Raw genomic sequence first — 24,297 nt, 5'->3', positions numbered from 1 at the left:
CGTGGGAGAGGCGTTGCGTCAGGAGTGTTGCGTGCCGGAATTTTCTGATGAAGCGGAAGTGACGCGTGCCGCGAAGCGGGACGCACGCGTGGAACTGCTCGCCCGCCGCCGGTCGCTGCCCGGTCCCACCCGGGCCGCCGCCGCCGGGCGCGTGCAGGCTGAGCTGGTCGGGTTGGTACGCAGACTGCGCCCCCGCCGGATGACGGCGTACGTGCCGATCGGCTCCGAACCGGGCGGCGCCGACCTACCGGAGGCACTGCGGGCGGCGCTGTCGGCCGACGCCGAGTTGCTGCTGCCGGTGCTCCTCGCTGACCTGGATCTGGACTGGGCGGCGTACACCGGGCCGGCGGACGTGGTCGCCGCCGGTCGGGGCATCCGCGAACCCACCGGCGTCCGCCTCGGGGTGGACGCCGTGGCGGACGCGGAACTGGTGGTCGTACCGGCCCTCGCGGTGGACCGCCACGGTCGGCGGCTCGGGCGGGGCGGCGGCTCCTACGACCGGGCCCTCGCCCGGGTGCCGGAGGCGACGCTGACAGTGGTGCCCCTGCACGACGGCGAGCTGGTCGACGCGCTTCCGGCGGAGCCGCACGACCGGCTGGTCCGCGCGGTCGTCACCCCCGCCGACGGGGTGCGTACGCTTGACGGCGGCCCGGGTGCGGCGCATGGTGTCGCGCCCCACACGTCCGCTGGACGAACCCGGGGCGAATGACGCACCATTGGCACTCGAATACGTCGAGTGCCAACTGGCCGAGCCCAGATCCGGAGGAGAACGTGCCCACGTACCAGTACGCCTGCACCACGTGCGGTCACCAGCTCGAGGCGGTGCAGTCCTTCTCTGACGAGCCGCTGACCGAGTGCCCGGCGTGTCAGGGGCGGCTGCGCAAGGTCTTCAACTCGGTCGGAATCGTCTTCAAGGGCTCGGGCTTCTACCGCACCGACTCGCGGGCCTCCGGCTCCGAGACGACGGCCGGCGGCACGGCCGCCAAGCCGGCGAAGTCCGACTCGTCGTCCGCCGAGAAGTCCGGGTCGTCCTCGTCCGGGTCGTCCTCGTCGTCCGGTTCCTCGTCGGGGTCGTCCTCGTCCGCCGGGTCCTCCTCGGGTGGGTCGTCGTCGGGCGGGTCCAGCGGCGGCAAGGCCCCGGCGGCCAGCTCCGCATCCTGACCTCCAGCGGCCCCCTTCGTCCTTCAGCTTGATCCACTCGGGTTCACGGAAGACGGCCCGTCCCGGTCATCCTGACCGCCCGGTCCCCGTGAACCCGAGTCGATCACGGCTGCGGCCTTAGCAGGTCCAGCCCACTGCCGGGCGTTGTCCACAGGCCGGCCGGTTATCCACAGGTCCCGGCCGACGGTCGGCGAATCACGCCTGGAACGGCCTAACCTGCCGCCGAGGGTGTCACGGCGACGTCCTCCAGACGGGAGGCGGCAGCGGCGATGAGTGATCCAGACTCCGCGCGGGCGCTGCGTCCCCTGCGCCGGTTCACCATGCCCGGCGGGCACACCCTGCTCCGGGCCGTCCTGGTCACCGCGTTGCTCGGCCTGGCCGCCGCCGTCCTGCACACCCCGCCCGGTTGCCCGCCGAGCGCCGCGTCCTCCCCCGCCTCGGCCGGGGCCGACGGCACCAACGGTCCGGTCGACGGAGGCGGCTCAGCCAGCGCCGACGACTCACCCAGCCCCGACGCCGCTCGTTCGACCGAAGCCAACGAGAGCGGGTCGAGCAAGCCTGACGAGAGCGCCACCGACGGAGGTGGCAACGGCGGGCCGCCGCCGACCGGCCCGGCCGGTGAGGACCGCACCGCTACCGGCGACGGCCCGGTCAGACCGCTGCCGCTGCCCACCGGCGCGGTCGGGGTGCCGATCCGGCTGGCCGAGCCGGCCGCGCTCGCGGTGGCCCGCCCCGGCACCCGGGTCGATCTGCTGGCCGCGACACCCGACCGGGCGGGCGCCGACGCCGCGCTGCTCGCGCCCGCGGCACTGGTGCTGGACGTCCTGGGCGCCGACGCGACCGACGGGTCCACAGCGCTCTACCTGGCCCTTCGCCCCGACCAGGCACAACGCGCCGTCGGGCTCCCCGAGGGCACCCGGTTCGCCGTCGTCGTGCGCGGTTGAGCGCCCGCCGCACCACCGGACGCCGGGCTGAGCAGTCCGCGCACCACCGTCGGGTCAGTCCCAGTGTGGGGGGCGTTCGGCGAGCAGCCAGTCGTCGTTGCCGCCCGACCGTTCACCCCAGCCACGGTCCGTGTCGTCGGACGTCTGCTCGGGCAGCACCACGAAGTCTTCGCTCAGGTCGACGGTCCGGTCGTCGTCGCCGCGTACGCCCTGCCGGCCGGGGTCCTCGGTGCTCACGAGCGGCAAGACTAGCGCAATCGGCCACCTCCACCGTGCCGACGCGTGCCGGTTCCACTGCCACCCCGGCGGCGGCGGAACGGCCCGCCGACTGTGGCACGCCGGCAAGAGGCGACCGGGCCGCTGCTCGCGTTGGTAGCGTCGGACGGCGTGACGACCCCCAGCGGCGGCAGCGCCCCGGACGACTACTGGCGACGGCCCGGCACCGACGCCCCGGCGGACCAACCTCCCGCCGCCCCCGTGAGCGGATACACCGGTCCGCCGCCGAGCGTTCCGCCGCCGACGGGTTGGCGTCCACCCGTACACCTTCAGCCGGCACCACCTCGGCAGCTGCCGCCGCAGGACATGGCCTACCTGGATGCGGCCGAGCAGCGCTCGCAGCGGGTCACCTACGGCTTCGGCGCGGCGGCCGGCGTGGTGCTGGTGTTCCTGGTCTGCCTGCTCTGCTCGCGGATCATCTTCTGAGGTGCGAGCGGGCGGGTCAGAGGGTGGTGCCCCAGACCGCCTCGGCCCCGGAGTGGCCGGTGAGGTAGACGTAGACCAGTGCGGCGATGGACAGCCCCACTGTCGCCACCCCCAGAACCGGGATCACCAACCCCGGCAACCGCGGCACCCGGGGGTGCCCACTGGTCGCCACGAGCAGCAGGATCGCCACGATCCCGAGCGGCACCACGATGCGGAACAGGATGTCGCCGTAGCGGGAGTGCTCGAAGATCTGGTCGAGGATCTGTCCCTGGAAGCCCCGGGCGACCAGGGCGTCGGTGAACACCTCACCCGACTTGACAGCCACGAACGCGGTCACCGGCGCGGCCACGGCGAGGAGACCCACAGCCCAGTCCAGCCGGTGCCGCCACCGGGGCAGACCCACGTACGCGATGGCCAGCGCCGCCAGCAGCGGTACGAACACGACGACCGCGTGGACCACCAGGACGTGTGCCGGTAGACCCAGGATCTCCTCGAACATCCAACCCTCCAGGTGGATCACGGTCAGGGGGTGGTCAGCGTACGATCCGCCGAATCGTCCCCAGGCTTTCGACCGGACACACGCGTAACCCGACGATCGGGTTCACCGTCTCGGGACGCGCTCCCGATCTTCGAGGGCTGTGTCGGTGGCCACCCGGGGCGGGCGACGGTTGTCGATGCCGATCGGGCGTGCTGTCATTGGCCGATGTCCGGTGCCGAGGAGCTGCTGCGATCGAAGGGCCTGCGTGTCACGCGGCCCCGCCTCGCGGTGCTCGACGTGCTGAGTGCCGGCGGGCACCTGGAGGTCGACGAGATCGCCCGGCGGGTCCGTGAACGCCTCGACTCGGTTTCCACGCAGGCGGTCTACGACGTGCTGGGCGCGCTGTCGCGCGCCGGGTTGTCCCGCCGGATCGAGCCGGCCGGTGGTCCCGCCCGCTACGAGGCACGGGTCGGCGACAACCACCACCACGTGGTCTGCCGGGGCTGCGGCGAGATCGCCGACATCGACTGCGCGGTGGGCAGTGCTCCGTGCCTGGACCCGAACGTGACGCACGGCTTCGAGGTGGACGAGGCGGAGGTGACCTTCTGGGGTCTCTGCCCGGGCTGCCGGGCGCGCCGCTCCGCCGACGTCTGACCGGCGCAGACGAGACGTGCCCGACGAGGCCGGGCAGCCCGTGGCACTCTTGGACGGTGGACTCCGATGACCTCGGCCTCTTCGGTCCGGGTTCGGTCACGTGGAAGGTGCACGAGGAGCCGATCCTGATCGTCGCCGGCCTGCGTTCGCTCTACCTCCAGGCGTTGCACCCCCGGGCGATGGCCGGGGTCGCGCAGAACAGCAACTACCGCACCGACGCCTGGGGCCGACTGGTCCGCACCGCCACCTACGTCGCGACCACTGTCTACGGGACCACCGCCGAGGCGGAGGCGGCCGGCGCCCGGCTGCGACGGCTGCACGACCGGCTGCGAGCCACCGACCCGCTGACCGGGGAGTCGTTCCGGATCGACGAGCCGGACCTGCTGCGCTGGGTGCACGTCACCGAGGTCGAGTCCTTCCTCAGCACGGCCCGCCGCGCCGGTCTGCCGCTCAGCGACGACGAGGTGGACGGCTACTACACGGAACAGCGCCGGTCCGCCGCGCTGGTCGGTCTGGACCCGGCGACCGTTCCGGGCACCGCGAGCGAGGTGGCGGAGTATTACCGGGCCGTACGGCCGGAGCTGCGGATGACCCGGGAGGCAGCCGAGACGGCGATCTTCCTGACCGCCCCGCCACTGCCGTGGAAGCTCAGCCTGCCGGCCCGGTTGGGGCTCACCCTCGGCCCGCCGCGCTGGGCGTACCTGGGGATCGCCGGCACCGCGTTCGGCCTGCTGCCGGCGTGGGCGCGCCGAATGTACGGCGGGCTCGGCCTGCCCACCACCGCGCTGTCGGCGGATCTGACGGTGCGTGCCCTGCGGCTCGCGTTCGCCGCCGTGCCCCGCCGGTATCTGGAGGGGCCGTTGTTGCAGGCCGCCAAGGAGCGGGCCGCGCGCCACGCCGTCACCGCGATGGCACGCTGACCGGCCGGTCCGTGGCGGGCGTCAGCCGTCGGCGTGCCGGTCCACGGCCGCCCACGGCTCCTTTCCCGGCACCTGCGCCCCGGTCGGGCAGTGCCGGCGGAAGTCACACCAGCCGCAGCGTGGGCCGGGGGCGGTCGGAAACGCCTCGTCGGCGTCGGCACCCTCCGCGACCGCCCGTTCGGCGGCCATGATGTCGCGGGCCGTCTCCTCCGCACGGGTCAACTGCCGGGCCAGCGACTCGACAGTGTGGTCGTGGCCGGCGACCGTACCGGTGGGCAGGTGGTGCAGCTCCACCCGACGGCACGGCCGGCGGAACACCCGCTCGGCCGCGTACGCGTAGAGCGCCAACGCCTGCGAACCCCGCGCGTCGTCGGTGTCCAACCCGCTGCGACCGGTCTTGTAGTCGACGATGACCAGCTCCGGCCCTTCCGGCCCGGGTCGCGAGTCGATCCGGTCGGCTCGGCCGTTGAACGCCAGCACGGCGGTCTTGACCGCCACCACCCGCTCCACGCCGAGCGGGTCGGAGTCGGCTTCCAGCGTCTCGACGTACGCCTCCAGCCAGCTCAACGCCCGCCGGTAGGCGGCCCGCTCCTGCTCGTCGTCGCGGTAACCCTCGCGGACCCAGGTGCCCTTGAGGAGGGTCGCCAGCGCCTCGGGGCGACGCCGGTCGGCGGGCAGCGCATACCAGTTCTTCAGGGCGGTGTGCACGCTGGCGCCGAGCGAGTTGTGCGCCCACGGCGGACCCTTGGGCGGTGTCGGCCGGTCGACGTACGAGTAGCGATAGCGACGCGGGCAGTCAGCGAACGCGCCGAGTTTGCTCGGTGTGCAGACGAACAGGCGCTCCGGCATGCCTTCGAAGCCGAGTTGCTCGGCACCGCCGTCGCGTGGTCGGGGAGCGCGGCCACCGGCCGCCGGTCGGCCCGCTGAGGAGGATCGTCGCACCCTGCGATCCTGCCATCCACCTCCGACAGGGTGGGTACGCCGGTCAGGTCATGTTCACGTAGTGCGTGACGAAGGCGAACACGGCGTCGGCGATGAGCTGGACGGCGATCGCGGCCAGCAGCAGACCGGCGATCCTGGTCAGCACCTCGATGCCGCCCGGACGCAGGATCTTCACGATGCCGCCGGAGAAGCGCAGGACGATCCAGACGGCGACCATCACGGCGAGGATCGCCACGGCGATGGCGGTGTAGTCGCCCAGGCCGTCGGCCTGCTGGACGAAGAGCATCGTGGCGACGATGGCGCCCGGGCCGGCCAGCAGCGGGGTTCCCAGCGGCACCAGGGCGATGTTCGAGGTGGCGTCCGCGCTGGGACCGTCGGTCTTGCCGGTGAGCAACTCCAGTGCGACGAGTACGAGCAGCAGCCCACCGGCCGCCTGCAACGCCGGCAGGTCCACGTGCAGGTAGTCCAGCAGGGTCTGTCCCGCCACCGCGAAGATCACGATCACGCCCAGCGCCAACGCGACGGCCTGCCAGGCCGCCCGGTTCCGGTCGCGGGCGGGCAGCGGACCGGTCAACGCCAGGAAGATCGGCATCATGCCCGGGGGGTCAGTGATCACCAGCAGGGTCACGAAAACCTCGCCGAACAACTTCAGATCCACGTGATCAACCTAGCCGCGCCGTGATCCGCCGAAACGCGGATCAGCCGGAAGCGACCTCGGTCACCCCTTCGGCGACGATCCGCTCGTACGCCTCGACGCCGGTGGTGAACGCACCGAGCTGGACGGTCTTGTGCGTGCCGTGGAAATCGGAGGAGCCGGTGACGAGCAGGCCCAGGTCGGCGGCGAGCGCCCGGACGTGCGCCCGCTCGGCGGGGCTGTGGTCTTCGTGGTCGGCCTCAAGGCCGGCCAGTCCGGCGGCCGCCAACTCGCTGATCAGCTCGTCGGGCACCACCCGGCCACGGCGGGTGGCCCGGGGGTGGGCGAAGACCGGCACGCCACCGGCCGATCGCACCAGCCGGACCGCCTGGAACACGTCGATGTCGTCCTTGGGCAGCCGGTACCGTTCGCCCAGCCAGTCCGAGCCGAACGCCTCCGAGGTGCTGCGGACCAGGCCGGCCCGGATCAGCGCCTGCGCGATGTGCGGCCGGCCCACGGTCCCTCCGTCGGCACCGGCCAGGATCTCCGGCCAGCTCACGTCGATGCCGTCGGCACGCAACAACGCGACGATCCGTTCGCCACGATCCTCCCGGGCGGCCCGCACCCGGGCGAGTTCCGCCACCAGTTCCTGGTGATCCGGGTCGAACAGGTACGCCAGCAGGTGCAGCGGCACCGCCGGTCGGGTGCCGGACCAGCGACAGGACAGCTCGGCGCCCCGGATCAGGCGCAGCCCGGGCGGCAGCGCGGCGACGGCCGGCGCCCAACCGGCGGTGGTGTCGTGGTCGGTGATCGCCAACACGTCCAGCCCGGCCGTGGCAGCGGCCCGGACCAGCTCGGTCGGGGTCAACGTGCCGTCGCTGGCCGTCGAGTGGGTGTGCAGGTCGATCCGCGGGGCGGCGCCGGTACGCGAGGTCACCTCATGACGTTACCGAGGCTCACCTCGACCGGGTGGGTCAGAAGCCGCTCACCAGGACGGGCCGGTCTCCGGCCGGCAGGTCGGGCACCGGCGCGGGAGTCGCCGGCTTCCCGGCCCGTACCCGGCCGACGTCGACCCGGACCAGGTCACCGCCACCGTCGAGGTACGCGGCCTGGGTGTCGTTGCTCCAGACGATCGCGCCGGTCATCGGCGGCCCGGCCGGAACGGCGGTCGGCGCGGGCCCGAGTCGTCGCAGGTCGACCAGGAGCGCGCGGCTGATCTTGCCCACCCGTCCGTTCACCAGCAGCCACCGTCCGTCGGTGGAGACCCCGCCGACGCCGTCCCGGGTCAGGTCCGCACCACAGCTGGACTCCACCGGCGCCAGGTGGCGCGTCGGGTCGAGTACGGCCAGGCAGGTACCGCCCGGGTCGGTCGCGACGGTCTGGCCGACCAGCCGCCCGTCGGGCAGTTCTCCGTAGACGTTGAGGGTCTGCCGGTCGACGGCTGCGGGCAACTGCCCGGCGCCCGGCCGCCAGAGGGTGTGACCGGCACTCGCGGGGTCGAGCCGGACCAGCACGCCGTCACCGACGAACCGGATGGGCTCCGCGGCTGCCGGCACCGGGGTGCGTGCCGCGCCGATGAGCTGGGTGCCGACCACCCCCGCCACGAACAGGTCACCGCCGTCGCGCCAGGCGACCTGTCGGCCGTCCGGTGCCAGGACTATCGAGCCTGCACCGGCGAGCAGCACCTGCACCAGGCCGTCGTCCTGCACCACCCAGAGGGTCCGACCGGCGGCGGTCGGTCTACTGACCACCAACCAGCCGCCCCCGCCGGGCAGCAGCTGCGCCTGTTCGGCCGCCCCGATGTCGCGCAACACCAGCCGCTTCCCATCGGGGTCGACCAACGTCTCGGTGACGACCAGGGAGGCGGACGTCCCGGACGAGGATTCGGCACCTGGCACGCTCGCCGTCGGGACGGGCCGGTTGGCACCGTCCGGATCACCGATCACCGCGATGGGAGTGCCGTCCCGCCCGGTTCCCGCGCCGAGTTGGACCATGCCCGCGCCGAGCAGCACGGTGACGGCCGTCGCGAGCACGAGCCCGGCCCCGGTTCGCCGACGCCGGATCCGGTTCGCCCGTCGAATCGCCTTGCCGGCGGGGTCGGCGCTCAGCGGGCGGGAAAGGGCCACCTGGCGCGAGAGGCTCTCCCGCACCGCACCTTCCAGATCGTCAGGCCGCACCTGGGATGAACGCTTCGGCCCGGCCGTCAGGTTGTCGCGGCGGCCTGGCAATCCGCTCACTGCTGCTCCCCGGAGCCCGTGCCGACGGGCACGGCCGCCGGGGCGGTGGGCGACACGACCTGCGGGCTGACCGGCACGGCGGGCAGCACGACCTGCGGGACGGCCGGGCGGGGTGGGGCCTGTCCGGCTGCCGGCCGCGGTCGGGGCGTCGCGGTGACGCCGGCCACCGAGGGCTGCCCGCCGGGGACACCCCGGCCGACCGGTCGGGCGGCACCGGCTGCTGGTCGACCGGCGGCACCGGCTGCGGCGGGAAGGTCCGCCGCGTCGGCTCCCATCCGGCGACGCAGCGTGGCCAGGGCTCGGGACGTCTGGCTCTTCACCGTTCCCGGTGAGATGTCCAGCATCGCGGCGGTCTGCGCCTCCGACATGTCCTCGTAGTAGCGCAGCACCAACACCGCCCGCTGCCGGTTGGGCAGCTGCTTCAGATGCCGCCAGAGCAGGTCGCGGTCGAGCTGCTGCTCGATCTCGTCGACTCCGGCGCGTTCCGGCAGCACCTCGGTCGGGCGTTCACCGTGCCAACGCCGCCGCCACCAACTCGTCGACGTGTTGACCATCACACGCCGCGCGTACGGCTCGACGGCTTCGATCCCGCCGAGCCGTTTCCACGCGAGGTACGTCTTGGTGAGCGCCGTCTGGAGCAGATCCTCGGCCGTGGCCCAGTCGCCGGTAAGCAGATAGGCGGTGCGTAGGAGCGCGGCGGAGCGCGCCGCGACGAACTCGCGGAACTGCTCCTCCAACGAGTCCCTGCTCGTCACCGCACACCTCCACACCCCAGTTGCCCTGGCAGAGTGCCACGTCAGGGGCGTTCCAGTCCATGACGAAAGGTGCGCACTTACTCCGATGTTCGGTCGAAAACCTTCACGCCCCGTCGTCGGCCTTGGCTTCGTCGGCCTCCTTGCCGAGCCGCGCCTCGACCGCCTGCGGCTCGTACATCTCCTCGACGACGCGCAGGTAGAGCTCGTTCGGGTTGGGTAGGTTCTTGATCTCGCGGAGGGCCTGCTCCTGGCCGGCGGACTCCAGCACGAAGGTGCCGTAGTTGAGCGCTCGCCCGGTCGGGGTCTGTTCGTACTTCATGTCGGTGACCCGGACCAGCGGCATCATCGCGACCCGACGGGTGATGATGCCGTTGACCACCATGACCCGCTTGTTGGTCAGGATGAACCGGTCATACCACCAGTCGGCGACCTTCCACGCCACCCAGCCCATCACGGCGAACCAGAGGAGCACGGCGATGGTGGTCAGCGCGCCCACGTTCTGCCCGGCGAGAAAGCCGGAGAGGTAGCCGAGCACGAAGGTCGCCGCGATGCCGACCAGCAGCGGGGTGGTGAGGTGGATCCAGTGCCGCTTCCACTCACCCCGGTAGCGCTCGGTGGGGAAGAGGTAGCGGGCGACCAGCGAGCTGGGCTCGTCCTCCAGTGGCAGCACCCGCCGGGGAGTCGCTCCGGTCGCGTCGGCGCGCAACCCGGCCAGCTCGTCCTCGGAGATCTGCGGCGGCTGGTAGCCGGCCTCCGGATCACGGATCCAGGCCCGACCGGATCGACCCTGACCCGCGTAGCCGGGCCCGTCGCCGTAGCCGACGTCGTCCGATAGGGACGGACCGTCGGACAGGCCGGCTCCGGCCCCGTAGCCCGGGCCGTCATCGGGCCCGACCCGCGGGATCGGCTCGGTGTCGCGCTCGCGGCGCTCCCGGTCGGGGTCGTCCGGGTCGAAGGGTGGACCGGAGGGGCTGCCCATCGGCGGCTAGGCGACGAGGCTGGTGAAGAAGTCGCCGAACCCCTGCGCAATATCCATGATCCCGCCGCCGAGCGACTTGAACACGTCAGCCGCGGAGTTTGGCCGGTAGGCGACGAAGAAGATCAAGAATGCGATTCCGGCCCAGGTGAGGACCTTCTTGACCATGGCGGGCCATCCTCTCGCGCGGCGCCGGGTCCCATTACCGCAGCGGCACCCAGAGTATCAGTGTGGTGTCGTACAGTGAATATCTGCGTCCGTTCTCCGTCAAACCAGGAGACTTGTCAAGGTCTCCCCGGTAAGTACGGGGATGGTGCGCCGTACACGAGCTCGGGTGGAGTCCACTCGGTCAGGTCGTGTAGCACGACGTCTTCCGCGAGCAGGTGACCCGCACTCGCCGGCCAGGCTATCGCATGGAGCCACATTCCCCGAGCTTCGCCGGCGTACGCGCTTCGATCTGTTGGAGAATTCACCAACCACAGTGGAGTCGGGTGCCCGGCGACCCTGATCCTGGCCTGCCCGACATGGTCGGGGTGACCCGGCCCGGGTTCGGTCAACGCGTCGGCCAACTCCGGCCCGGGGTCCGGCCCGGCCAGTCCGGCGAGTCGGGTGCCCAGGCCGACGCCGGGCTCCTCGGCCACGAAGACCAGATCGGCCGGACCACCGCCGAGCGGCGCCGGGCCCGCGCAGGCCACCGCCGTCGCCCGCACGCCCGTCCGGTCGTCCCCCGCGTACGCCACGCCGGTGAGCGTCCAGCCGGGCGGCAGCGGCCACGGACACCACAGCGGCGTCACCGGCGGATCGGCGGTCGCGGTGATCCGCTCCACCACGCTCGCCACGATGTCCGCTCCGATGTGCTCGGGCACGTGCAGCGGCGGCACCGGGCCACAGCGCAGGCATCTCGAGTCGGTGTGCATCAGATCCGGCGCCCGTACCGGGCCCCCGCATCTCGGACAACTCACCGCGACACTCACATCCCCACCGTCACCCCGTACCGTCGGCACGTCAAGCGGGAACGTCCAATTCGGCGTCCGGGCGCGGCTCAGTCCGGCGGCGGGCCGGCGTGGGCACGAATCCAGGCGTGCATCGCGATACCGCTGGCCACACCCGCGTTGATCGACCTCGTCGAGCCGTACTGGGCGATGGAGTAGAGCTGGTCGCACGCCGCACGGGCCGGCGCGGAGAGCCCGGGGCCCTCCTGACCGAAGAGCAGTACGCAGTCCCGGGGAAGGGTCCCGGTCTCCAGCGGACGCGACCCGGGCAGGTTGTCGATGCCGACCACCGGCAGTCGGCGCTCGGCCGCCCAGGCCACGAACTCCTCGATCGTCTCGTGGTGTCGCACATGCTGGTAGCGATCGGTCACCATCGCGCCGCGCCGGTTCCACCGACGCCGCCCGACGATGTGCACCTCGGCGGCGTTGAACGCGTTGGCGTTGCGGACCACGGTGCCGATGTTGAAGTCGTGCTGCCAGTTCTCGATCGCGACGTGAAAACCGTGCCGGTGCTGGTCCAGGTCCGCGACGATCGCCTCGTGCCGCCAGTAGCGGTAGCGGTCGACGACGTTGCGCCGGTCCCCCTCGGCCAGCAACTGCCTGTCGTAACGCGGGTCCTCGGGCGGGTCCCCCGGCCAGGGGCCCACACCCACCTCAAGCTGGTCTTCGGTCACGGTCATCAGAGGGTACGGACCACGCCGGCACCCGGTGCGACGACCTGCCGGGTCACCGCAGCCCGAGTGCGGCGCCGAGCCGGTCGAGGAAACGACGGTCGGCGGGGGTCGCGAGGTGGTCGGCCCGGCGTTCGCCGGGGCTGGGCACCGCGCGGCACACCCGGGCCGCGACCGACTGCACCCACTGGCGGTACGCGGCCGAGTCGGCGGGGTCGGCGTGCCGACGCAGAACCCGGTGTGCCGCCCGGCAGGCGGCCAACAGGTCCACCAGATCGGTGAGCTGCTCGGTGGTCTGCGGGGTGCCGTCGTGCCGGGCGTAGATCGCGGCGACCACCGCGCGGACGAGATCGCTGTCGAAGGCTCGGCCCGCGGCCACGGCGTCCAGGCCGGCGAGACCGGCCATGACCCCCCGTTCGACGCGGCCGGGCCCGGAGGCGGCAGCCGCCACGAGAACCCGGCCGGGCAGGCTGGTGAGCAGGTCCCACTCGGCGGCGGAATAGGCAGCCGTGGTCGACGGTGCGGCTCGGCGGCCGGCAGAGGGCGGCTCTCCGGCGACGGAGTGGCTCATCGGAACCTCCGGCGTCAGCATATGCGCCGTGCACGGGAGCAGGGCCCCTTCCGCCGCAAACGCGCTGCGGAAGGGGCCCGGAGTCCGTCGGCGCTCAGCCCGGCTCACGGGCATGCCGCCCCGCGCGGTGCGGCGCGTCGCTCAGCGCGGCTCGGGGAAGCTGGGCCGTTCGGGGTCCACCCCGTCGGGGACGGCGCTCGCCGCGTACTCCCGTTTGGGCACCATGACCCTGCGCCGGAAGACGCAGACCATGGTGCCGTCCTGGTTGTAGCCGCGGGTCTCCACCGACACCACGCCGCGGTCGGGCTTCGACCCGGACTCACGCTTGTCCAGCACGGTGGTCTCGCCGTAGATGGTGTCGCCGTGGAACGTGGGCGCGACGTGCCGCAGCGACTCGACCTCCAGGTTGGCGATGGCCTTCCCGCTCACGTCGGGCACCGACATGCCGAGCAGCAGGGAGTAGATGTAGTTGCCGACCACCACGTTGCGCTTGAACTGGCTGGCCGTCTCGGCGTAGTGCGCGTCCATGTGCAGCGGGTGGTGGTTCATGGTGAGCAGGCAGAAGAGGTGGTCGTCGTACTCGGTGACGGTCTTGCCCGGCCAGTGCCGGTACACCGCGCCGACCTCGAACTCCTCGTAGTAGCGGCCGAACTGCATCCTGGTCCCCTTCGACGGGCGGCGATGGAGTTCGGCACAGCATGCCTTACCGAAGGTTAAGGCGACCGGTGGGGCGCGTCGGCGGCGGAAAAGTCACACCTGTCGCTGGCACCCGAGGGGAGACGCAATGAGCGGCGGGGCCCTCCCCGGCACCCGCCGCCCACGCTCTGATGCCGAGAAGTCTGCCCTACGGCGGCGTAGGTTCAACAGAGATCGGCGTCACATTTATCTTTTTGTAACATTACTCTCGGTGACGATTCGGAGGTTGATAAGCGATCTCCGCAGGCCGGATACCTCCTCGTCACGGGCCAAGTTACCGATTCGTACAGCTCAATCGGGTGGATCTCCCTGGAAACGCTCCCATTACCGCAGGTCACGCAAGTGCGTCATGCATTTGCGTTCCGCAGGCCACCGGAAAACAGACGTGGGTCGATGACCTCCGGCCCCCTGGCTGGACCGGGCACGTTTCGCACCCCACCCCCCGGGAATTCGATACGGTCAGCCCTGGTTCTACGGGTCGTAGACAAACCGCGGTGATCGGAGAGTGCAATGGCAACCGTTGAGCTGACCTCGGCGAACTTCGACGAGGTGACCGGCAACGACGGCATCGTCCTGGTCGACTTCTGGGCCGACTGGTGTGGTCCGTGCAAGCGGTTCGCCCCGGTCTACGAGCGCTCCTCGGAGAAGCACCAGAACATCGTGTTCGGCAAGGTCGACACCGAGGCGCAGCAGGAGCTGGGCGCCAAGTTCGACATCCGGTCGATCCCCACGATCATGGCGATCCGCGACGGCGTCATCGTCTTCGCCCAGCCGGGCGCCCTTCCCGAGTCCGCGCTGGAGAACCTGATCGAGCAGGTCGAGGCGCTGGACATGGACGACGTCCGTAAGCAGCTGGCCGAGCACAACCACTGAGTGGTTCGTACGACACGGAAGGCCGGGCCCGATGCGGGCCCGGCCTTCGTCGTACTCCCGGAAGCGTTTGCATGATCACCTGCCCGGGCAGGCCGAACTGACCGTCGGTGGGACCCGGCGCGGCCGGTACATCCCGTATCGTCACGACCCGATGGAGACCCTGACCACCCGCGGGCGCGTGACCCGGCTCGGCGCGACCGCACTCGGCCTCGCCCTGCTACTGGTCGGCACCTTCTGGGGCAGCGACGACGACTTCCCGTTCGGCCCGTTCCGGATGTACTCCACCTCCAACCCGCCGAACGCGCCCGCCCCCGACACCCGCGTCGAGGGAGTGGACAGCGCCGGCACGGTGATCGACCTCGACCAGGACGCGACCGGCATCCGCCGCGCCGAGATCGAGGGTCAGCAGGCCCGGTACGCCGCCGACCCGACGCTGCTCACCGAGGTCGCCGACGCGTACGCCGAACGCCACCCGGACGCCCCCGCGCTGGTCGAGGTCCGCATCGTCATCCGCTGGCACGGCATCCGCGCCGGTCGCCCGACCGGGCAGCACACCGACCAGACCGTCGTCAGTTGGCGGGCGACCCGATGACCGACTGGCTGACCGAGGCCGTCCCCCGGGGCCGGGTGGCCGCGTTCCGGACCCTGATCTACCTCTTCGTCGCCGCCGACCTGGTGATCTTCACTCCCTGGGTGCGCACCCGGGTCAGCGTGCCCGGCGACCTCTACCAGCCGCTGCTGGTCGGTCGCCTGCTCCCCCTGCCGACGCCGACCGAGACGCTGGTGACGGTGATCTTCTGGGCATTGCTGGCGCTGGCACTCCTCGCCGCGACCGGACGAGCCCCCCGACTGCTCGGCTGGGCGGTCTGCGCGCTGTACCTGGAGTGGATGATCATCGCGATGAGCTACGGAAAGGTCGACCACGACCGGTTCGGGCTGCTCGTCGCGCTGGCCGTGCTGCCCACCGCCGGCCGGGCCCGGCACGGCGACAGCACCCGCACCGAGGCCGGCGGGTGGGCGCTCCGCGTCACCCAGATCGCGGTGATCTGCACGTACTTCCTCGCCGCCTTCGCCAAGCTGCGCTTCGGCGGCCTCGACTGGCTGACCGGTTCGGTCCTGGCCCGCGCGATCATCCGGCGCGGCACCGACCTGGCCGACCTCATCGCCCAGGTGCCGTACCTACTGATCGTCGCCCAGTTCGGCATCGTGGCGTTCGAACTGCTCAGCCCGGCGGTCTTCTTCCTGCCACCCCGCTGGCGACACGCCATGGTCGGCTTCTTCTACTCGTTCCACGTGGTCACCATCGCGACCATCACGATCTCGTTCGCGCCGCACCTGGCCGCGATGACCAGCTTCCTGCCGCTGGAACGGGTCCGCCCGCTGGTCTGGGCCCGCCGGCTCGCGGGCCGCGGCCCCGCCGCGCCCACGCCGCCGGATCAGACCCGGGCGGGCACAGGTACGGAGTCGCCGCCGCTCGCTGATCAGGCGCCGGTCGTGGGGCGCCCAGCCGGGCCGTAAAGCCGTTCGCGGGCCTCCTGCGGCAGGGAACAGGCCGCCGTGCCACCGGGCAGGCGGTGCCGGTTGCGCGCCACCCAGCGGTACACCGGCCACGCCACCACCCGCACCGGCGGGAACCGCAGGCCGGCACCGGCCATCCGCCAGACCGGGCCGCTGCCGGCGAGCAGCCGCGCGATGGCATCCGGGCCGGCAGCGCGTACGCCGTCCGCGCCGACCCACTGCACGGCCTCCTCGCACTCGGCCACGGTGAGGCCGAGCGCGTCCAGGTCGGCGAACTGCCAGGGCAGCACGCGCGCGCCGGTCGGGATGCGGCGAGCAATGAAATCCGCGCACTGCGTGCAGAACGCGCAGTCCCCGTCGTAGACGAAGGTCGACGTCTCCATGACCCCATCCTCCCCTCTACGACCACCCGAACACCCACCGGTGTACGGCGGGTCACTTGCGCCACGCTCGTACACGTGTTCGAATATTGCCCATGCGCTGGGACAACCTCACCGCTCCCCCGGTCGAGGGAGACCCCGAGCGGGCAGCGCCAGCGACGCCACCCCTGCCGCTGGCGCTGCCCGGTGCCGTCGTCCGCACCTTCGACACCCCCGAGTTCGCCGGGATGACCTTCTACGAGGTGCAGGCCAAGTCCATCCTCAACCGGGTGCCCGGGCAGTCCCGCGTGCCGTTCGAGTGGACCATCAATCCGTACCGTGGATGCAGTCATGCGTGTGTTTACTGCCTGGGCGGTGACACCCCGATCCTGATGGCGGACGGGCGTACGAAGCCGATCAGCGAGTTGGAGCCCGGCGACCGCATCTATGGCACCGAGCGCCGCGGTGCCTACCGCCGGTATGTGGTCACCACCGTCCTCGACAAGTGGTCCACGGTGAAGCCCGCATACCGGGTCACATTGGCGGACGCCACCACGCTCATCGCCAGCGGCGACCACCGGTTCCTCTCGGACCGTGGCTGGAAGTACGTCACCGGTGCCATGCAGGGCAGCGGCAAACGCCCCTACCTGACCACCAACAATCGCCTCATCGGAACGGGCCGTTTCGCGGCCGGGCCCAAGGAGTCACTCGACTACCGCCGGGGCTACCTCTGCGGGATGGTGCGGGGCGACGCTCACCTCGGCACCTTCTCGTACTCCTACGGGGTGGTGCACCGGTTCCGTCTGGCGCTGATCGATGACGAGGCGTTGAGCAGGAGTGAGCGCTACCTCGCCCAGGAGGGCATCGAGACGAGCCGCTTCGCGTTCACGCCGGCCAGCGCCACACGCCGAGCCCTGTCGGCCATCCGCACCTCCAAGCAGGGGGACATCGAGAGGATCACCGGGCTGATCCAGTGGCCGGTCAGTCCCAGCGACGAGTGGCGGCTCGGCTTCCTGGCAGGCATCTTCGACGCCGAGGGCAGTTGCAGCCGGGGAATCCTGCGCATCAGTAACAGCGACGACGCGATCCTCGACCAGACGACGGCCGCGCTTCGACGGTTCGGGTTCTCGTACGTTCGAGAGGATCCCGGCCGCCCCAACCGGGTGCGGCAGATCAGGCTGACCGGGGGTCTCACCGCCCGGCTCCGGTTCTTTCACCTGACCGACCCGGCGATCAGCAGGAAGCGCTCGATCGAGGGCGCCGCACTGAAGTGCAAGGCGGGCCTCAGGGTTGTCGACATCCAGGCGCTCGGGCTGGAGTTGCCGCTCTGGGACATCACCACCGGCACCGGCGACTTCATCGCCGACGGGGTGGTCAGCCACAACTGCTTCGCCCGCAACACCCACACCTACCTCGACCTCGATGCCGGTGCGGACTTCGACCGGAAGGTGATCGTCAAGGTCAACGCCGGTGAGCTGGTACGGCGGGAGCTGGCCGCGCCGAAGTGGCGGGGCGCGCACGTGGCGATGGGCACCAACGTCGACTGCTACCAGCGGGCCGAGGGCCGCTACCGGTTGATGCCGCAGATCATCGCGGCTCTACGGGACTTCGCGAACCCGTTCTCGATCCTGACCAAGGGCACGCTGATCCTGCGCGACCTGCCCCTGCTCCGCCAGGCCGCCGAGGTCACCAGCGTGGGCATCTCGTTCTCGGTGGGCTTCGTCGACGAGCAGCTCTGGCGGTCGGTCGAGCCGGGCACACCGCACCCGCGCCGCCGGCTGGACGCGGTTCGGGCACTCACCGACGCCGGTTTCTCCGTCGGAGTGTTGATGGCCCCGATCCTGCCCGGCCTCAGCGACGACGACGCGTCGATCGACGCCACCGTGTCGGCGATCGCGGCGGCCGGGGCGACCAGCGTGACCGCACTGCCTCTGCACCTGCGCCCCGGCGCACGGGAGTGGTACGCGCCCTGGCTCGCCCGTGAGCACCCACACCTGGTGCCCCGCTACCGCGAGCTGTACCGGGCCGGTGCGTACGCGCCGCAGGCGTACCAGCGGGAGGTGACCGCGCGGGTGCGGATCGCCGCCCGCCGACACGGGATGCACCGCGGCGAGCGCGGCGACAACCGCAAGCTGCCCGAACCACCACCACCCTCGACGGCCGAGCAACTGACCCTGCTCTAGGGCGGAGCTACAGTCGGCGGGTGCGTACCGCTCAGCAGATCCTCGCCGACTCCGCCGTGATCGCCGTCGTGGGTGCGTCCCGCGACCCGTTGAAGGCCGCGCACTCCGTGCCGCTGCAGATGCAGCGGTACGGCTGGCGCATCATCCCGGTCAACCCCACTGTCGACGAGCTGTTCGGGGAGCGGGCGTACCCGACGCTCGCCGACATCCCGCACCCGGTCGACCTGGTGGACGTGTTCCGGCCGGCGGCCGACGCCGTGCAGGTGGTCCGCGACGCGGCGGCGATCGGCGCCCCGGCGGTCTGGCTGCAGTTGGGCATCGTCTCGGCCGAGGCGCGGCGGATCGCCGAGGAGGCGGGCATGGAGTACGTCGAGGACCGGTGCCTCATCGTCGAACGCGCCGCCGGCGACCTCACCCGCTTCGCCTGAACCCGACGCCCCCACCCCGCCCAGCCCGGCCCAGCCCGACCCCCGGCCCTGCCCGACAACTCCATGATCGACGAGGCGGGGGCGGGGGCGGGTTAGAGCTTGTATTCCTTCAGGAGGCCGCGGGAGATGATGGTCTTCTGGATCTCCGAGGTGCCCTCGCCGATGAGCAGGAACGGGGCTTCCCGCATCAACCGCTCGATCTCGTACTCCTTGGAGTAGCCGTAGCCGCCGTGGATGCGGAACGCCTCCTGGACGACCTCGGCGCAGTACTCCGAGGCGAGCAGCTTGGCCATCCCGGCCTCGACGTCGTTGCGCTGGCCGGCGTCCTTGAGGCGGGCGGCGTTGACCATGAGGGCGTGCGCTGCCTCGATCTTCGTGCCCATCTCGGCGAGCTTGAAGGCGATGGCCTGGTGCTTGGCGAGGGGTTGGCCGAACGTCTTGCGTTGCTGGGCGTAGCCGACCGCCAGCTCGAAGGCGCGGATGGAGACGCCGCAGGCGCGGGCGGCCACGTTGACCCGGCCCACCTCGATGCCGTCCATCATCTGGTAGAAGCCCCGGCCCACCTGGTCGGCGCCGCCGAGGATCGCGGAGTCGGGCACGGTCACCCCGTCGAGGACCATCTCGGTGGTCTCGACGCCCTTGTAACCCATCTTTTCGATCTTGCCGGGGATGGTGAGGCCGGGGGCGGTCTCGCCGAAGCCCGGCTCCTTCTCCAGCAGGAAGGTGCTCATGTTGCCGTACACCGAGTCGGCGCCGGTGTCGGTCTTGACCAGGGTGGCCACCACCGAGGAGTACGCCCCGTTGGTCAGCCACATCTTCTGTCCGTTGAGCACGTAGTGCTCGCCGTCGCGGACGGCCCGGGACTTGATGGCGGAGACGTCGGAGCCGGTCTCCGGCTCGGACATGGAGAACGCGCCGCGGACCTCGCCGGTGGCCATCTTCGGCAGCAGGCGGGCCTTCTGTTCGGCGGAGCCGTGCTGGGAGATCAGGTACGCCACGATGAAGTGGGTGTTGACGATGCCGGAGATCGACATCCAGCCCCGGGACAACTGCTCCACCACGAGCGCGTAGGTGAGCAGCGACTCGCCCAGGCCGCCGTACTCCTCGTCGATGGTGAGGCCGAACAGCCCCATCTCGCGCATGCCGTCGAGGATGTCGGTGGGGTACTCGTCGGCGTGTTCCAGCCGCTGCGCGTGCGGGATGATCTCCTTGTCGGCGAAGTCCCGAACGGTCTCCAGGATCGACTGTTGCACGTCGGTCAGGCCGGGCGTCTGGGCGAGTCGGGCCATCTCAGCCTCCGGGGCTCCGCGCACTACTCATGGGTAACTGAACGCTGGGTAAGTATCGACCTCGGGGACCGACGAGGCCAAGGTGACCAGTCCACACAACCGCTGTGAAAAGGTTCACCGCTGCGGGTAGCGTCCGGCAAGAAGGACTTTTCCGGCACCGGCAGGAGGAGTGCAGCCGTGAGCCACCCGCCGCCGTCGGGACCACCAGGGGACGAGCCGCCACCGTCGCCCTACGAGCCACCACCGGACCAGTCGCCGTACGCGCCGCCGCCACCCGGCCAGCCGCCGTACGCGCCGCCGCCGGACCAGCCGGCGTTCGAGCTACCGGCGGAACGCTCACCGTACGGGCCACCGGCGGACGACCCGTCGCCGTACGCGCAGCAGGGCCCCCAGCAGTCGGCGCACTGGAGCCAGCAGCCGCCGTACCCCCCACAGGGCCCCTACGGTCAGTACGGCCCGCCGCCCGGCGGCCCGGGTCGGGGCACCAACGTGCTCGCGATCCTGTCGCTGGTGTTCGCCTTCGTGTTCCCGCCCGCCGGCGCCGTCCTCGGCCACGTGGCCAAACGGCAGATCCGCACCAGTGGCGAGGAGGGCGACCAGCTCGCCACCTGGGGGTTGATCCTCGGCTACGTCTTCACCGGGCTCACCGTGCTGGCCTGCTGCGGCTGGCTGGCGCTCGTCGCACTGGGCAACACCGGCGACGGCAGGGGCTACTGACAGTGGGCCACCGAGGTCAGCGGAACCGGGCCTCGCGGACGCTGTTGCCGCCGTCCACCACCAGCATCTGACCGGTGATGTACGAAGCAGCCGGCGAGCAGAGGAAGCTGATCGCCGCGGCGACCTCGTCCGGCGTGCCCGGTCGACCGACCGGAGTGCCCAGCCCCTGCTTGACCTCGGCCATCGTGGACGCGGCGGTGTAGATCGTGCCCGGCGCCACCGCGTTCACCGTCACCCCGTCGGCGATCATCTCCATGGCCAGGGCGCGGGTCAGCCCGACGACCCCGGCCTTCGCCGCGGCGTACGCGGCCTCGGTGGGCAGGGCGTTGACCGGGCCGGCCGTGGCCGCGAGGTTGACGATCCGACCCCAGCCCCGCTCGGCCATCCCGCCGATGAACGCGCGGCTGCACAGGAACGCGGTGGACAGGTTGCGGTCGATCTCACCGCGCCACTCGTCGTAGGTCAGCTGGGCGACCGGCCGCAGCACCCCCTGGCTGGCCCGGCTGGCCAGACCGGCGTTGTTGACCAGCACCTCGACGTCGCCCAACTGCTCGGCGACCGCGTCGGCGAGCGCGCCGACCTCGGACTCGTCGGTCAGGTCCGCGACGAAGCCGGTCACTCCCAGCTCACCGGCCCGCTCGTGGATGCGCCGGGTGGTCGAGACGATGGCCACCCGAGCGCCCAGGTCGGCGAGACGCCGCGCGGTGGCATACCCGATGCCGTCCGGGCTGCCCGCCCCGGTCACCAGGGCGACCCGCCCGTCCAGCCGCATGGTCACCGGGTCGGCGAGCGCGACCGGCTCGTCGGGGCCGGGACTCCCCGTCGGCGTAGCCACCCGGGCACGTCGGGCGACGCCGGGGCGGCTGACGTCCCGTCTGGGTCGGCTGCCGGAACGGTCCGCGGCGCGCGCGTCGAATGCCATGCCAGGATCCTGCCCGCTTCGACCGGCCCGAGCAACGCGGCACCCGGTGGCGGGGGCGTCGGGTTTGGGCAGCGCTGGCTACCCTGATGCCGCACCCGACCTGACGGAGAGTTCGTATGACCAACCCCCCGCCGCCCGGCGGTTGGAGCGACCCCACGTGGTCGGCTCAGCCGTCGAGCCCCGCACCGGACCCGACAGTGGTGGCCGGTCAGCCGGTACCCACCCAGCCCGGCCCCATCGACCCGTACGCGCCCACCGACCCGTACGCGGGTGCGAAGGTGCAGCCGGTGGGGGCGTACGGCCCGCCCGGCTATCCGCCACCGCACCCCGGTTACGGCTACCCGCCGCCGCAGAAGACCAACGGTCTGGCCATCGCGTCGCTGGTGCTGGCCCTGGTCGGCCTCACCTCCTGCGGCATCACCGCGCCGATCGGGGCGATCCTCGGCCACGTGGCGCAGAAGCAGATCCGGCTCAGCGGCGAGGGCGGTGAGGGCATGGCGAAGGCCGGCATCATCGTCGGCTGGATCATCACGGCGCTGATGGTGCTGGGCATCGCCTTCTACGTCGTCGCGATCATCTTCGCGGTCACGACGGGCAGCAGCGGCAGCAGCAGCAGCTACTGAGGGCGGCGGCCGGGTCGGCGTACCACCCGGGCCGGATCGACGGCCGGTGGCTGTCGGTCCGGCCCGGCGTGCGTCACTCCGCCGGTGGGGTGAACGAGGAGGTGCGGCTCATCCCGGCGGCCCGGCCCTTCGCGGAGATGACGAGGGCCATCTTGCGGGACGCCTCGTCGATCATCTCGTCGCCGAGCATCACCGCGCCCAGCCGGCCACCGGCCTCCGAGGTGTAGTGCTCGTAGGCGTCGAGGATCAGCTCGGCGTGGTCGTAGTCGGCCTGCGCCGGCTGGTACACCTCGTTGGCAGCGTCGATCTGCCCCGGATGCAGCACCCACTTGCCGTCGAAACCCAACGCCGCGGAACGCTTGGCGACCTCGCGGAACGCGTCGACGTCCCGGATCTGCAGGAAGGGGCCGTCGATGGCCTGCTTGTCGTGCATCCGGGCGGCCATCAGGATCCGCATCAGGATGTAGTGGTACGGGTCGCCCGGGTAGTCCGGGATCAGCGCGCCGACTACCAGCGACTTCATGTTGATCGACGCCATGAAGTCGGCCGGACCGAAGATGATGGTCTCCACGCGCGGCGAGGCGGCGGCGATGGCGTCCACGTTGACCAGTCCGGCGGCGTTCTCGATCTGCGCCTCGATGCCGATCCGGCCGACCTCCAGGCCGAGCGTCTTCTCGATCTGGGTGAGCGTCAGGTCCAGCCACTGCACCTGGGCGGCGGTCTGCACCTTCGGCAGCATGACGCAGTCCAGGTTCGGCCCGGCGCCCTCGACGACCTCGATGACGTCCCGGTAGGTCCACGGGGTGGTCAGGTCGTTGACCCGGACCACCCGGGTCTTGCCCGCCCAGTCACCCTCGTTGAGCGCGGCCACGATGTTCTTGCGCGCGTCCGGCTTGGCCAGTGGGGCGACGGCGTCCTCCAGGTCGAGGAAGACCTGGTCGGCCGGGAGACCCTGGGCCTTGCCCAGCATCTTGACGCTGGAACCCGGCACGGCGAGGCAGGACCTGCGGGGGCGACCGACTACGGCCATGGATGCGCTCCTTCCAGCGTCCGGCGGGCAGGCCGACGCCACCTGACGACGGATCCGAGAACTTAACGATCCCAAAGGGCGTTGTGACGCCACGGTAACCTCGCGCCATGACCGGGGTGAATGGACCTGTGGAAGATCTCACTGGGCGTCGGCTGGTGGTGGTGACCGGGGCCAGCTCCGGCATCGGGTTGGCCGCCGCCGTGCAGTTGGCCTGCCGCGGTGACCAGGTGGCCTTGGTCGGGCGGGACCCGGCGCGCCTCCAGGCCGCAGCGGAACGGGTACGCGAGACCTCGGGCGAGCGTCCCGAGTTGTTCCGGGCCGACTTCGCGGTCCTCGACGACGTGCGCCGGCTCGCCGAGCAGTTGCGGGCGACGTTCGACCGCATCGACGTGCTGGCCAACAACGCCGGGGCGATCGCGTTGCAGCCGCTCACCACCGTCGACGGCTTCGAGATGTCCATCCAGGCCAACCACCTGGCCCCGTTCCTGCTGACCAATCTGCTCGCCGACCGGGTGGACCGGGTCGTGGTGACCGCCTCCGGCGCACACCGCTTCGGCGCGGTGGACCCGGACGACCTGAACGCGCCACTGCGCGGCTACCGGCCGATGGGCGCGTACGGCACCAGCAAACAGGCGAACATCCTGTTCACCGTCGAGGCGGCCCGCCGCTGGCCGGGGATGTCCGTGTACACCTTCCACCCGGGGGTGGTGCGTACCCGCTTCGGCAACGACAGCAGGCTGGTGGCGATCGGTATGCGGTTCATGCCGTTCCGCAGCCCGGAGAAGGGCGCCGAGACCCTGGTGTGGTTGGCCAACCAGGACCGTTCCCGGCTGGTCGACGGGGGCTACTACGTCGACCGTCGGCTGCGTCGGCCGTACCGGAAGGCCACGAACCCGCACCTCGCGGCCCGGCTCTGGGAGGCCAGCGCCAAGGCGGTGGGCATCGACGACTAGCGCCACCGGGTTGACACTCGTCGCGATCGTCGAGTTCGCCGCCGCTGCCGAGTCAGCCGCCCCGACCAC

General features: G+C 71.4%; 31 protein-coding genes and 1 pseudogene. 14 read left to right on the top strand and 18 right to left on the bottom strand.

The features are described from left to right. Nucleotides 1–31: 31 nt before the first annotated feature. Nucleotides 32–709, top strand: a complete 678-nt coding sequence (locus O7616_RS08440; RefSeq protein ID WP_282306304.1) for a 5-formyltetrahydrofolate cyclo-ligase — start codon at nucleotides 32–34, stop codon at nucleotides 707–709. Then, nucleotides 706–912 (top strand): annotated as a pseudogene (locus O7616_RS08435) (FmdB family zinc ribbon protein); the annotation flags it as partial. The gene O7616_RS08440 and the pseudogene O7616_RS08435, both read left to right, overlap by 4 nt. Nucleotides 913–926: 14 nt before the next feature. Here the strand turns inward: O7616_RS08435 and O7616_RS08430 are convergent. Further along, nucleotides 927–1,133, bottom strand: a complete 207-nt coding sequence (locus O7616_RS08430) for a hypothetical protein (RefSeq protein WP_282307819.1) — start codon at nucleotides 1,131–1,133, stop codon at nucleotides 927–929. Nucleotides 1,134–1,430: 297 nt separating this feature from the next. On the opposite strand from O7616_RS08430, the gene O7616_RS08425 reads away from it, so the two are divergent. Next, the gene (locus O7616_RS08425; RefSeq protein WP_282306303.1) at nucleotides 1,431–2,105 is read left to right on the top strand and encodes a flagellar biosynthesis protein FlgA; all 675 of its coding nucleotides are present in this window, start codon (nucleotides 1,431–1,433) and stop codon (nucleotides 2,103–2,105) included. 54 nt (nucleotides 2,106–2,159) lie between these two features. Here the strand turns inward: O7616_RS08425 and O7616_RS08420 are convergent, their stop codons facing one another. Then, a complete protein-coding gene (locus O7616_RS08420) occupies nucleotides 2,160–2,342 on the bottom strand; it encodes a hypothetical protein (protein ID WP_282262743.1) in 183 nt (60 codons plus the stop codon). A gap of 150 nt (nucleotides 2,343–2,492) precedes the next feature. On the opposite strand from O7616_RS08420, the gene O7616_RS08415 reads away from it, so the two are divergent. Continuing rightward, the gene (locus O7616_RS08415; protein ID WP_282306302.1) at nucleotides 2,493–2,807 is read left to right on the top strand and encodes a hypothetical protein; all 315 of its coding nucleotides are present in this window, start codon (nucleotides 2,493–2,495) and stop codon (nucleotides 2,805–2,807) included. Nucleotides 2,808–2,823: 16 nt separating this feature from the next. Here the strand turns inward: O7616_RS08415 and O7616_RS08410 are convergent, their stop codons facing one another. Beyond that, nucleotides 2,824–3,306, bottom strand: a complete 483-nt coding sequence (locus O7616_RS08410; RefSeq protein ID WP_282307562.1) for a DUF2231 domain-containing protein — start codon at nucleotides 3,304–3,306, stop codon at nucleotides 2,824–2,826. 204 nt (nucleotides 3,307–3,510) lie between these two features. Here O7616_RS08410 and O7616_RS08405 point away from each other — a divergent pair, with 204 nt between their 5' ends. After that, nucleotides 3,511–3,939, top strand: a complete 429-nt coding sequence (locus O7616_RS08405) for a Fur family transcriptional regulator (protein WP_282262745.1) — start codon at nucleotides 3,511–3,513, stop codon at nucleotides 3,937–3,939. Between the two features lie 56 nt (nucleotides 3,940–3,995). Then, entirely contained in the window at nucleotides 3,996–4,859 is an 864-nt protein-coding gene (locus O7616_RS08400; RefSeq protein WP_282306301.1) for an oxygenase MpaB family protein, read from the top strand. A 21-nt stretch (nucleotides 4,860–4,880) separates the two neighbouring features. Here the strand turns inward: O7616_RS08400 and O7616_RS08395 are convergent, their stop codons facing one another. The 11 genes from O7616_RS08395 to O7616_RS08345 all read right to left on the bottom strand — a co-directional run bounded on the left by O7616_RS08395 (nucleotide 4,881) and on the right by O7616_RS08345 (nucleotide 13,294). Then, nucleotides 4,881–5,801: a PD-(D/E)XK nuclease family protein gene (locus O7616_RS08395; protein WP_282306300.1), complete on the bottom strand. Its 921-nt coding sequence runs from the start codon at nucleotides 5,799–5,801 to the stop codon at nucleotides 4,881–4,883. A 43-nt stretch (nucleotides 5,802–5,844) separates the two neighbouring features. Then, a complete protein-coding gene (locus O7616_RS08390) occupies nucleotides 5,845–6,459 on the bottom strand; it encodes a MarC family protein (RefSeq protein WP_088986470.1) in 615 nt (204 codons plus the stop codon). A 40-nt stretch (nucleotides 6,460–6,499) separates the two neighbouring features. Further along, nucleotides 6,500–7,372: a PHP domain-containing protein gene (locus O7616_RS08385; RefSeq protein WP_282306299.1), complete on the bottom strand. Its 873-nt coding sequence runs from the start codon at nucleotides 7,370–7,372 to the stop codon at nucleotides 6,500–6,502. Between the two features lie 37 nt (nucleotides 7,373–7,409). After that, a complete protein-coding gene (locus O7616_RS08380; protein WP_282306298.1) occupies nucleotides 7,410–8,612 on the bottom strand; it encodes a hypothetical protein in 1,203 nt (400 codons plus the stop codon). Between the two features lie 56 nt (nucleotides 8,613–8,668). Further along, nucleotides 8,669–9,427, bottom strand: a complete 759-nt coding sequence (locus O7616_RS08375) for a SigE family RNA polymerase sigma factor (protein ID WP_282306297.1) — start codon at nucleotides 9,425–9,427, stop codon at nucleotides 8,669–8,671. Between the two features lie 103 nt (nucleotides 9,428–9,530). Then, the gene (locus O7616_RS08370; protein WP_282262751.1) at nucleotides 9,531–10,406 is read right to left on the bottom strand and encodes a PH domain-containing protein; all 876 of its coding nucleotides are present in this window, start codon (nucleotides 10,404–10,406) and stop codon (nucleotides 9,531–9,533) included. Between the two features lie 6 nt (nucleotides 10,407–10,412). Further along, entirely contained in the window at nucleotides 10,413–10,571 is a 159-nt protein-coding gene (locus tag O7616_RS08365; protein ID WP_007455302.1) for a hypothetical protein, read from the bottom strand. Nucleotides 10,572–10,687: 116 nt separating this feature from the next. Beyond that, entirely contained in the window at nucleotides 10,688–11,365 is a 678-nt protein-coding gene (locus O7616_RS08360) for a DUF6758 family protein (RefSeq protein ID WP_348773876.1), read from the bottom strand. Between the two features lie 80 nt (nucleotides 11,366–11,445). Next, nucleotides 11,446–12,069, bottom strand: a complete 624-nt coding sequence (locus tag O7616_RS08355) for an RNA methyltransferase (RefSeq protein WP_282264682.1) — start codon at nucleotides 12,067–12,069, stop codon at nucleotides 11,446–11,448. Between the two features lie 52 nt (nucleotides 12,070–12,121). Beyond that, nucleotides 12,122–12,637, bottom strand: a complete 516-nt coding sequence (locus O7616_RS08350) for a hypothetical protein (protein ID WP_282306296.1) — start codon at nucleotides 12,635–12,637, stop codon at nucleotides 12,122–12,124. A gap of 141 nt (nucleotides 12,638–12,778) precedes the next feature. Continuing rightward, nucleotides 12,779–13,294 (bottom strand): MaoC family dehydratase, encoded by a 516-nt coding sequence (locus O7616_RS08345; RefSeq protein WP_282262755.1) that lies wholly within the window; start codon nucleotides 13,292–13,294, stop codon nucleotides 12,779–12,781. 549 nt (nucleotides 13,295–13,843) lie between these two features. Between O7616_RS08345 and trxA the strand changes: the two genes are divergently transcribed. The 3 genes from trxA to O7616_RS08330 all read left to right on the top strand — a co-directional run bounded on the left by trxA (nucleotide 13,844) and on the right by O7616_RS08330 (nucleotide 15,724). Then, nucleotides 13,844–14,206: a thioredoxin gene (gene trxA / locus O7616_RS08340; protein WP_030329190.1), complete on the top strand. Its 363-nt coding sequence runs from the start codon at nucleotides 13,844–13,846 to the stop codon at nucleotides 14,204–14,206. Between the two features lie 151 nt (nucleotides 14,207–14,357). Beyond that, entirely contained in the window at nucleotides 14,358–14,798 is a 441-nt protein-coding gene (locus O7616_RS08335; protein ID WP_282306295.1) for a hypothetical protein, read from the top strand. Then, nucleotides 14,795–15,724 (top strand): HTTM domain-containing protein, encoded by a 930-nt coding sequence (locus O7616_RS08330; RefSeq protein WP_282306294.1) that lies wholly within the window; start codon nucleotides 14,795–14,797, stop codon nucleotides 15,722–15,724. Before O7616_RS08335 ends, O7616_RS08330 begins: the two co-directional genes overlap by 4 nt. Here the strand turns inward: O7616_RS08330 and O7616_RS08325 are convergent. After that, nucleotides 15,688–16,107, bottom strand: coding sequence for a DUF393 domain-containing protein (locus tag O7616_RS08325; RefSeq protein WP_282306293.1), 420 nt, complete (start codon nucleotides 16,105–16,107; stop codon nucleotides 15,688–15,690). The two genes, O7616_RS08330 and O7616_RS08325, sit on opposite strands and share 37 nt — an antisense overlap. Nucleotides 16,108–16,199: 92 nt before the next feature. On the opposite strand from O7616_RS08325, the gene O7616_RS08320 reads away from it, so the two are divergent. Beyond that, entirely contained in the window at nucleotides 16,200–18,266 is a 2,067-nt protein-coding gene (locus O7616_RS08320; protein WP_282306292.1) for an intein-containing Rv2578c family radical SAM protein, read from the top strand. 20 nt (nucleotides 18,267–18,286) lie between these two features. Next, complete coding sequence (locus O7616_RS08315) at nucleotides 18,287–18,694, top strand: CoA-binding protein (RefSeq protein ID WP_088986484.1); 408 nt, start codon at nucleotides 18,287–18,289, stop codon at nucleotides 18,692–18,694. Between the two features lie 92 nt (nucleotides 18,695–18,786). Here O7616_RS08315 and O7616_RS08310 read toward each other — a convergent pair whose 3' ends face one another. Then, entirely contained in the window at nucleotides 18,787–19,983 is a 1,197-nt protein-coding gene (locus tag O7616_RS08310; protein WP_282306291.1) for an acyl-CoA dehydrogenase family protein, read from the bottom strand. A 177-nt stretch (nucleotides 19,984–20,160) separates the two neighbouring features. Between O7616_RS08310 and O7616_RS08305 the strand changes: the two genes are divergently transcribed. Beyond that, entirely contained in the window at nucleotides 20,161–20,700 is a 540-nt protein-coding gene (locus tag O7616_RS08305; protein WP_282262763.1) for a DUF4190 domain-containing protein, read from the top strand. Nucleotides 20,701–20,716: 16 nt separating this feature from the next. Here O7616_RS08305 and O7616_RS08300 read toward each other — a convergent pair whose 3' ends face one another. Then, entirely contained in the window at nucleotides 20,717–21,622 is a 906-nt protein-coding gene (locus O7616_RS08300) for an SDR family NAD(P)-dependent oxidoreductase (protein WP_282306290.1), read from the bottom strand. Nucleotides 21,623–21,738: 116 nt separating this feature from the next. Between O7616_RS08300 and O7616_RS08295 the strand changes: the two genes are divergently transcribed. After that, nucleotides 21,739–22,245, top strand: coding sequence for a DUF4190 domain-containing protein (locus O7616_RS08295; RefSeq protein ID WP_282306289.1), 507 nt, complete (start codon nucleotides 21,739–21,741; stop codon nucleotides 22,243–22,245). Nucleotides 22,246–22,318: 73 nt separating this feature from the next. Here the strand turns inward: O7616_RS08295 and O7616_RS08290 are convergent, their stop codons facing one another. Further along, nucleotides 22,319–23,275 carry a CoA ester lyase gene (locus O7616_RS08290; protein WP_282306288.1) on the bottom strand — a complete coding sequence of 319 codons (957 nt, stop codon included), beginning with the start codon at nucleotides 23,273–23,275 and terminating at the stop codon, nucleotides 22,319–22,321. A gap of 128 nt (nucleotides 23,276–23,403) precedes the next feature. Between O7616_RS08290 and O7616_RS08285 the strand changes: the two genes are divergently transcribed. Beyond that, entirely contained in the window at nucleotides 23,404–24,228 is an 825-nt protein-coding gene (locus O7616_RS08285; protein ID WP_282307561.1) for an SDR family NAD(P)-dependent oxidoreductase, read from the top strand. Nucleotides 24,229–24,297: the final 69 nt, after the last annotated feature.

This window comes from Micromonospora sp. WMMD964, from assembly GCF_029581455.1.
Taxonomy (GTDB): Bacteria; Actinomycetota; Actinomycetes; order Mycobacteriales; family Micromonosporaceae; genus Micromonospora.
This window is presented reverse-complemented; position numbering and strand designations above follow the sequence as displayed.

Bases quoted from the DNA above. Each gene is read 5' to 3' on its own strand.
- O7616_RS08345 (WP_282262755.1), bottom strand. From the start codon at position 13,294: ATGCAGTTCGGCCGCTACTACGAGGAGTTCGAGGTCGGCGCGGTGTAC.
- O7616_RS08365 (WP_007455302.1), bottom strand. From the start codon at position 10,571: ATGGTCAAGAAGGTCCTCACCTGGGCCGGAATCGCATTCTTGATCTTC.
- O7616_RS08290 (WP_282306288.1), bottom strand. From the start codon at position 23,275: ATGGCCGTAGTCGGTCGCCCCCGCAGGTCCTGCCTCGCCGTGCCGGGT.
- O7616_RS08335 (WP_282306295.1), top strand. From the start codon at position 14,358: ATGGAGACCCTGACCACCCGCGGGCGCGTGACCCGGCTCGGCGCGACC.
- O7616_RS08370 (WP_282262751.1), bottom strand. From the start codon at position 10,406: ATGGGCAGCCCCTCCGGTCCACCCTTCGACCCGGACGACCCCGACCGG.
- O7616_RS08405 (WP_282262745.1), top strand. From the start codon at position 3,511: ATGTCCGGTGCCGAGGAGCTGCTGCGATCGAAGGGCCTGCGTGTCACG.
- trxA (WP_030329190.1), top strand. From the start codon at position 13,844: ATGGCAACCGTTGAGCTGACCTCGGCGAACTTCGACGAGGTGACCGGC.
- O7616_RS08425 (WP_282306303.1), top strand. From the start codon at position 1,431: ATGAGTGATCCAGACTCCGCGCGGGCGCTGCGTCCCCTGCGCCGGTTC.
- O7616_RS08350 (WP_282306296.1), bottom strand. From the start codon at position 12,637: ATGAGCCACTCCGTCGCCGGAGAGCCGCCCTCTGCCGGCCGCCGAGCC.
- O7616_RS08320 (WP_282306292.1), top strand. From the start codon at position 16,200: ATGCGCTGGGACAACCTCACCGCTCCCCCGGTCGAGGGAGACCCCGAG.
- O7616_RS08330 (WP_282306294.1), top strand. From the start codon at position 14,795: ATGACCGACTGGCTGACCGAGGCCGTCCCCCGGGGCCGGGTGGCCGCG.
- O7616_RS08410 (WP_282307562.1), bottom strand. From the start codon at position 3,306: ATGTTCGAGGAGATCCTGGGTCTACCGGCACACGTCCTGGTGGTCCAC.
- O7616_RS08325 (WP_282306293.1), bottom strand. From the start codon at position 16,107: ATGGAGACGTCGACCTTCGTCTACGACGGGGACTGCGCGTTCTGCACG.
- O7616_RS08295 (WP_282306289.1), top strand. From the start codon at position 21,739: ATGACCAACCCCCCGCCGCCCGGCGGTTGGAGCGACCCCACGTGGTCG.
- O7616_RS08300 (WP_282306290.1), bottom strand. From the start codon at position 21,622: ATGGCATTCGACGCGCGCGCCGCGGACCGTTCCGGCAGCCGACCCAGA.
- O7616_RS08310 (WP_282306291.1), bottom strand. From the start codon at position 19,983: ATGGCCCGACTCGCCCAGACGCCCGGCCTGACCGACGTGCAACAGTCG.